This window comes from Pseudomonas sp. HMSC067G02 (genome assembly GCF_001813485.1).
GTDB classification, from domain to species: Bacteria; Pseudomonadota; Gammaproteobacteria; order Pseudomonadales; family Pseudomonadaceae; genus Pseudomonas; species Pseudomonas aeruginosa.
This window is the reverse complement of sequence record NZ_KV812637.1, coordinates 83,514-89,712: the sequence shown is the minus strand read 5'-3', so window position 1 is coordinate 89,712 and position 6,199 is coordinate 83,514. Positions and strand designations below refer to the sequence as shown.

Genomic DNA, 6,199 nt, shown 5'->3' with positions numbered 1-6,199 from the left:
GCACGAACTCGCCGCCGATGTAGTTGCCGTAGCGAGGCTTGAAGGTGACGACGGCACCGGGGGTTCCGGGCGCTGCGTAGATCATGGCGAAGCTCTCCTGTGTGGTCGTTCCGCCGTGGCGCGGCGGACTCGTGCAAGGGCGCCGCGGTCGGCGGCGAAGGGTCGGGCGCGTCACTCGTCGACGTGCACGCTTTCCAGATAGCTGCGGATCGCCCAGAGGCCTTCCTGGCTGATGAAGTCGGCCATCTTCGGCATGTACACCGCGCCATCGCGCACCGCGCCGTTGATGACCCGCTCCTTGAACCATTCGTCGCCCTCGGCGCCGGTCTCCAGCAGGCGCAGGTCCGGGGCGATGCCGCCGGACTTGGCTTCCAGGCCGTGGCAGCGCGCGCAGTTCTGGTTGTAGGCGGAGGCGCCGATCTCGACGGCGAGGTCGTGCTTGGCGTAGGGCTTGCGGTAGGGGTTGGTGTCGCGCCATTCCTTGCCCAGCGGCTCGAGTCCCTTGGTGTCCACTGCCTGGGGGGTCACATCGCCGTGGGCCAGCGCCAGGCTCGAGAGGCTGAGACCGGCCAGCACCAGCAGGCCGCGCAAGGCGTTGTTCTTGTTCATCACTTCATTCCTCCGGGGAGACAGGACAAGGCACGGGCGCCAAACGGCGCTCATCGCCATCCTAGGAAGCTCCGCCGCGCGCCCGAATCCTGCTTTGGGCGTCCTCGCCTACTCCCTTCGGAGTAGAGCCTCGGAAGGCCTTACGCGGGGCTTTGGCAGCAAGTCCAAGTCATGCCCCGTCCGGGAAGTCTTCCCGGACGAATCGGGCGATCTTCCGTTCCCGTCGGCGCGCCCCGCTTCCACCATGAAGCCGCCGCGGCCCGAGCAGCGGCCTGCCGTTTCTCGACCCTCACTCCAAACGGGAACCCGATCATGACAACAAGAACCTCACCCGCCCCTGCCGGCCTCCTGCGCCCGAGCCTGCACTGCCTCGCCTTCGCCGTCGCCCTGGGCAGCGCTGGCGCCGCGCTGGCCAAGGATGTGACCTGGGAGGACATCGCCAACGACGACAAGACCACCGGCGACGTGCTGCAGTACGGCATGGGCACCCACGCCCAGCGCTGGAGCCCGCTCAAGCAGGTCAACGCCGACAACGTGTTCAAGCTGACCCCGGCCTGGTCGTACTCCTTCGGCGACGAGAAACAGCGCGGCCAGGAGTCCCAGGCCATCGTCAGCGACGGCGTGATCTACGTGACCGCCTCCTACTCGCGGCTGTTCGCCCTCGACGCGAAGACCGGCAAGCGCCTGTGGACCTACAACCACCGCCTGCCCGACGACATCCGCCCGTGCTGCGACGTGGTCAACCGCGGCGCCGCGATCTATGGCGACAAGGTGTTCTTCGGCACCCTCGACGCCTCGGTGGTGGCGCTGAACAAGAACACCGGCAAGGTGGTGTGGAAGAAGAAGTTCGCCGATCACGGCGCCGGCTACACCATGACTGGCGCGCCGACCATCGTGAAGGACGGCAAGACCGGCAAGGTCCTGCTGATCCACGGCAGTTCGGGCGACGAGTTCGGCGTGGTCGGCCGCCTGTTCGCCCGCGATCCGGATACCGGCGAGGAAATCTGGATGCGTCCCTTCGTCGAAGGCCACATGGGCCGCCTGAACGGCAAGGACAGCACGGTGACCGGCGACGTCAAGGCACCCTCCTGGCCGGACGATCGCAACTCGCCGACCGGCAAGGTCGAGTCGTGGAGCCACGGCGGCGGCGCTCCCTGGCAGAGCGCCAGCTTCGACGCCGAGACCAACACCATCATCGTCGGCGCCGGCAACCCCGGCCCGTGGAACACCTGGGCGCGCACCGCCAAGGGCGGCAACCCGCACGACTACGACAGCCTCTACACCTCCGGCCAGGTCGGGGTGGACCCGAGCAGCGGCGAGGTGAAGTGGTTCTACCAGCACACCCCCAACGACGCCTGGGACTTCTCCGGCAACAACGAACTGGTGCTGTTCGACTACAAGGCCAAGGACGGCAAGATCGTCAAGGCCACCGCCCACGCCGACCGCAACGGCTTCTTCTATGTGGTCGACCGCAGCAACGGCAAGTTGCAGAACGCCTTCCCCTTCGTCGACAACATCACCTGGGCCAGCCACATCGACCTGAAGACCGGCCGCCCGGTGGAGCGCGAGGGCCAGCGCCCGCCGCTGCCGGAACCGGGGCAGAAGCATGGCAAGGCGGTGGAAGTATCGCCGCCGTTCCTCGGCGGCAAGAACTGGAACCCGATGGCCTACAGCCAGGACACCGGCCTGTTCTACGTGCCGGCCAACCACTGGAAGGAAGACTACTGGACCGAGGAGGTCAGCTATACGAAGGGCAGCGCCTACCTTGGCATGGGCTTCCGGATCAAGCGCATGTACGACGACCACGTCGGCAGCCTGCGCGCCATGGACCCGGTCAACGGCAAGGTGGTCTGGGAACACAAGGAACACCTGCCGCTCTGGGCCGGGGTGCTGGCCACCGCCGGCAACCTGGTGTTCACCGGCACCGGCGACGGCTACTTCAAGGCCTTCGACGCGAAGAGCGGCAAGGAGCTGTGGAAATTCCAGACCGGCAGCGGCATCGTCTCGCCACCGATCACCTGGGAACAGGACGGCGAGCAGTACCTCGGCGTGACCGTCGGCTACGGCGGCGCCGTGCCGCTGTGGGGCGGCGACATGGCCGACCTGACCCGGCCGGTGGCCCAGGGCGGTTCCTTCTGGGTATTCAAGCTGCCCAGCTGGGACAACCGCACCGCCAGCCGCTGATCCCCGCGCCGCGCCCTGCGAGGCGCGGCTTTCCCCGCCTGCGGAGTATCCCGATGAAGACCTTCCTCCTCTGCGCCACCCTGCTCGGCGCCGGCCTGGCCCAGGCCGCCGACGACATCGACGACGTCCGCGTCATCGCCGGCTGCCGCCTGGAGCCCGGCGCGCGCTGCGCCAAGGCCGACTTGCGCGGCGTCGACCTGCGCAACCTCGACCTCGGCCGCATCGACCTGGCCGGCGCCGATCTCTCCGGCGCCGACCTGCGTCACGCCAGGCTCGACCTGGCCAACCTGGAAAAAGCCAACCTGCGTGGCGCCGACCTCACCCGCGCCAGCCTGCAGCAAGCCAACCTGCGCGGCGCCGACCTCTCCGGCGCCAGGGCGGTGGCGATCCAGGCCTGGGGCCTGTTCGCCCAGGGCGCCCAGTGGCAAGGCGCCGACCTCACCGCCGCCTACCTGGAGTTCGCCCGTCTCAGCGGCGGCCGCCTGCACCAGGCCACGCTGCGCGCCGCCGACCTGGAGATGACCTGGCTGTCCCGCGCCGATCTCAAGGGCGCCGACCTGCGCGACGCCAACCTGCAGGAAGTCAAGCTGGCCGAGGCCAACCTGGAGGATGCCGACCTGCGCGGCAGCAAGGTGCGCTTCGGCAACTTCCAGGGCAGCAACATGCAGGGTTGCAAGGATTGCCCCGCGGGCTGGCAGTGAAGCGCCGGACAGCAGCGACGGCGCCCCTAGCCGAGGCTGCCGCGAGCCTCCTCGGCGAGCGGCAGCGGCAGGCCCAGCCGCAGCACGCCGCTGTCGATGGCCCGGTGCACCAGTTCCGCCTGGGTACTCACCTGCAACTTCTGCTTGAGCAGGCTGACATGGTTGGACACGGTCTTGGCGCTTACCCCCAGGTGCTCGGCCACCTCGCGCAGGGCCAGGCCACGCGCGAGCAGGCGGAAGATCTCGAACTCGCGACGGGTCAGCCCGCGCAACGCTGCCCCGCCCTGCTCTTCCCACGACTGGCAGGCCAGGCGCGTGGCCAGGGGCTGCTCCAGATAGAGCTGGCCGGCGAGCACTCGCCGTATCGCCTCCAGCAGCACCGTCGGCGCCGCGCGCTTGGTCACGTAGCCGCGGGCACCGGCATCCAGCGCCTGGCGCACCAGGGCCAGTTCGTCGTGGAGGCTGAAGAACAGCACACGCAACTGCGGCAGGCGCTGGCGCAGCCGGCGAGTCAGTTCCAGGCCGCTGATGCCCGGCAGGCCGAGATCGACGATGACCAGCGAAGGAATGTCCCGCTGCACCGCCTGCAAGGCTTCTTCGCCATCGCCGGCCTCGCTCACCTCCACGTCGGGGAGCAGCCCGCGCAACAGCGCGGCCAGCCCTTCGCGGACCACGAAATGATCGTCCACCAGCAGGATCTTCATCGTCCTCTCCTCTCAGTCGCCGCGTTCCAGCGGCATCCGCAGGCGCAACGCCAGGCCCTGTCCGGGACGGCTGCGCAGGCTCAGTTCAGCGCCCAGGCAGCGCGCGCGCTGGCGCATCGAGTCCAGGCCGAAGCCGGGTGCCGGGTCCGCCGCGCAGCCGCGACCGTCGTCGCGTACGCTCAGGTAGAGAAAGCCGCCACGGCGTTGCAGGCGGATCCGCACGCGGCTGGCGCCGGCATGCCGGGCGACGTTGTTCAGCGCCTCCTGCAACAGGCGGTAGAGATGGGTCCCGGCCGCCGCATCCAGGGGCGGCAGCGGACCGCCCAGGCGCAGCTCGCAGGCGATGCCCTGGCCTTCCTGCCAGTCCGCCACGCAGGCGCGCAGCGCCTCGTCCAGCGACTGGCGTTGCAGGGCCGGCGGCGGTAGACCGCGCAGCAGCGCGCGGAAGCTGTCGTCCAGCCCCTGGCAGTAGCGCTCCAGGCGTGCCAGCGCCGGCTGCCCGGCGCCTGCCGTGCAGCGCAGCAACAACAGTTGGGTGCGGATACCCGTCAGGTACTGGCCGATATCGTCATGCACCGCCTGGGCCAGCAAGCGCCGCTCGCGCTCCTGCACGGCGAGCAGCCAGCGGTACTCCGCCGGGCCGGCGGGTCGCAGGTCATCCATGGCGTGGCTCAGGGGGCGATCCGACAGGCCTGTCCGACGGCGCAGGCGGCAGGTCTTTCCTGGCCGAGGTGGCGGGAATAGAGGAAATCGAACCCGAGCAGGCTGAGGATCAGCAGGATGGGCAACACCAGGGTGACGGCGATGCGCATGGCGGCGACTCCTGTCCATTGTCGTTGTCGAGACATGCTAGGACGCGCGGAGCCACGGCGTGCTACTACCTTGGTACTGCCGGGCCGCTACTTTTGCGCGGCCACCCGCCTCCAGCCGCCCTTGCGGGCGCCGCCGATGCAGCAGGAGCGCTGCGCAAGCGCCTGGTCCTGCTACTTTGGTACTGGTTCACCCCTCCGGACGTCGAATTTCCAAAGCAGCGCGCCTGCCCTGTAATGACGCATACAAGAAGAAACGACGAGAAGCCGCCATGCCCCGCCTTGCCTTGCCCCGCGTAGCGCCCGACTACCCTGCGGCGGTCCCGCCGCAGTACCGAGTTCGCCTTCTCCGCCTACCCGGCTGCCGACGCTCCGCGACGCGTCCCCGGCAGCGCGCGGCGGAACGCCCGCCCGCTGGGCTATCGCGCCCACGACTGCTACCGTGAGCGCATTCGCATCCGCCCGCGTGCCCCGAGCCGCCACCAGCCGCCCATAACGACAATAACGAGGTGCAGGCCATGTACAAGATCCTGATCGCCGACGACCACCCGCTGTTCCGCGAGGCCATCCACAATGTCATCGCCGACGGATTCCCCGGCAGCGAAGTGATGGAAACCGCCGACCTCGACAGCGCCCTGGGCCTGACCCAGGAACACGACGACCTCGACCTGATCCTGCTCGACCTGAACATGCCCGGCATGCACGGCCTCAACGGCCTGATGAACCTGCGCAACGAGGCCCCGACCATTCCCGTGGTTATCGTCTCCGCCGAGCAGGACAAGCAGGTGGTGCTACAGGCCATCACCTACGGCGCGGTGGGCTTCATCACCAAGTCCTCGCCACGCGCGCAGATGACCGAAGCCATCGAGCAGATCCTCAACGGCAACGTCTACCTGCCCTCGGACGTGATCCGCACCCAGAAGAGTTCGCCGCGACGCAGCGGCCACGAAGAACACGGCATCTCCCCGGAACTGCTCCAGGCCCTGACCCGCAAGCAGCTGCTGGTGCTGGAGCGGATGACCAAGGGCGAGTCGAACAAGCAGATCGCCTACAACCTGGACATCGCCGAGACCACGGTGAAGGCGCACGTCTCGGCGATCCTGCGCAAGCTCAAGGTACACAACCGGGTCCAGGCGATCCTCAGCGCCGGCGACATCGACTTCGCCGCCTACCTGCGCCGCTGAGACCCGCC

8 protein-coding genes are annotated in these 6,199 nt (G+C 68.7%); 3 read left to right on the top strand and 5 right to left on the bottom strand.

Annotation, left to right across the window (positions count from 1 at the left end; translation table 11 throughout):
- Positions 1-85 (bottom strand): hypothetical protein (locus tag HMPREF2914_RS32920; protein ID WP_239667242.1); only part of this gene is annotated, 85 nt, incomplete at its 3' end.
- A gap of 86 nt (positions 86-171) precedes the next feature.
- On the bottom strand, positions 172-609 hold the full coding sequence (gene pedF / locus HMPREF2914_RS07070; protein ID WP_003107652.1) for a cytochrome c-550 PedF: 438 nt from the start codon (positions 607-609) through the stop codon (positions 172-174).
- Positions 610-921: 312 nt separating this feature from the next.
- Between pedF and exaA the strand changes: the two genes are divergently transcribed.
- Together exaA and HMPREF2914_RS07060 are read left to right on the top strand one after the other, a co-directional pair.
- Positions 922-2,793, top strand: a complete 1,872-nt coding sequence (exaA, locus tag HMPREF2914_RS07065; RefSeq protein ID WP_023091893.1) for a quinoprotein ethanol dehydrogenase — start codon at positions 922-924, stop codon at positions 2,791-2,793.
- Between the two features lie 53 nt (positions 2,794-2,846).
- Positions 2,847-3,494 carry a pentapeptide repeat-containing protein gene (locus HMPREF2914_RS07060; protein ID WP_023091894.1) on the top strand — a complete coding sequence of 216 codons (648 nt, stop codon included), beginning with the start codon at positions 2,847-2,849 and terminating at the stop codon, positions 3,492-3,494.
- A 26-nt stretch (positions 3,495-3,520) separates the two neighbouring features.
- Here HMPREF2914_RS07060 and HMPREF2914_RS07055 read toward each other — a convergent pair whose 3' ends face one another.
- From HMPREF2914_RS07055 to HMPREF2914_RS32610, 3 genes are read right to left on the bottom strand one after another with little or no spacing between them, the layout of a single operon-like run.
- The gene (locus HMPREF2914_RS07055; RefSeq protein WP_023091895.1) at positions 3,521-4,198 is read right to left on the bottom strand and encodes a response regulator transcription factor; all 678 of its coding nucleotides are present in this window, start codon (positions 4,196-4,198) and stop codon (positions 3,521-3,523) included.
- Positions 4,199-4,210: 12 nt separating this feature from the next.
- Complete coding sequence (locus HMPREF2914_RS07050) at positions 4,211-4,861, bottom strand: sensor histidine kinase (protein ID WP_003139766.1); 651 nt, start codon at positions 4,859-4,861, stop codon at positions 4,211-4,213.
- An 8-nt stretch (positions 4,862-4,869) separates the two neighbouring features.
- Positions 4,870-5,010: a hypothetical protein gene (locus HMPREF2914_RS32610; protein ID WP_003088510.1), complete on the bottom strand. Its 141-nt coding sequence runs from the start codon at positions 5,008-5,010 to the stop codon at positions 4,870-4,872.
- A 515-nt stretch (positions 5,011-5,525) separates the two neighbouring features.
- Between HMPREF2914_RS32610 and agmR the strand changes: the two genes are divergently transcribed.
- Positions 5,526-6,191 carry a response regulator AgmR gene (gene agmR / locus HMPREF2914_RS07045; protein WP_003107754.1) on the top strand — a complete coding sequence of 222 codons (666 nt, stop codon included), beginning with the start codon at positions 5,526-5,528 and terminating at the stop codon, positions 6,189-6,191.
- Positions 6,192-6,199: the final 8 nt, after the last annotated feature.

What these genes read in the sequence shown, in the direction of transcription:
- pedF (WP_003107652.1), bottom strand. Translation starts at nt 609, where the DNA reads ATGAACAAGAACAACGCCTTGCGCGGCCTGCTGGTGCTGGCCGGTCTC.
- exaA (WP_023091893.1), top strand. Translation starts at nt 922, where the DNA reads ATGACAACAAGAACCTCACCCGCCCCTGCCGGCCTCCTGCGCCCGAGC.
- HMPREF2914_RS07060 (WP_023091894.1), top strand. Translation starts at nt 2,847, where the DNA reads ATGAAGACCTTCCTCCTCTGCGCCACCCTGCTCGGCGCCGGCCTGGCC.
- HMPREF2914_RS07055 (WP_023091895.1), bottom strand. Translation starts at nt 4,198, where the DNA reads ATGAAGATCCTGCTGGTGGACGATCATTTCGTGGTCCGCGAAGGGCTG.
- HMPREF2914_RS07050 (WP_003139766.1), bottom strand. Translation starts at nt 4,861, where the DNA reads ATGGATGACCTGCGACCCGCCGGCCCGGCGGAGTACCGCTGGCTGCTC.
- HMPREF2914_RS32610 (WP_003088510.1), bottom strand. Translation starts at nt 5,010, where the DNA reads ATGCGCATCGCCGTCACCCTGGTGTTGCCCATCCTGCTGATCCTCAGC.
- agmR (WP_003107754.1), top strand. Translation starts at nt 5,526, where the DNA reads ATGTACAAGATCCTGATCGCCGACGACCACCCGCTGTTCCGCGAGGCC.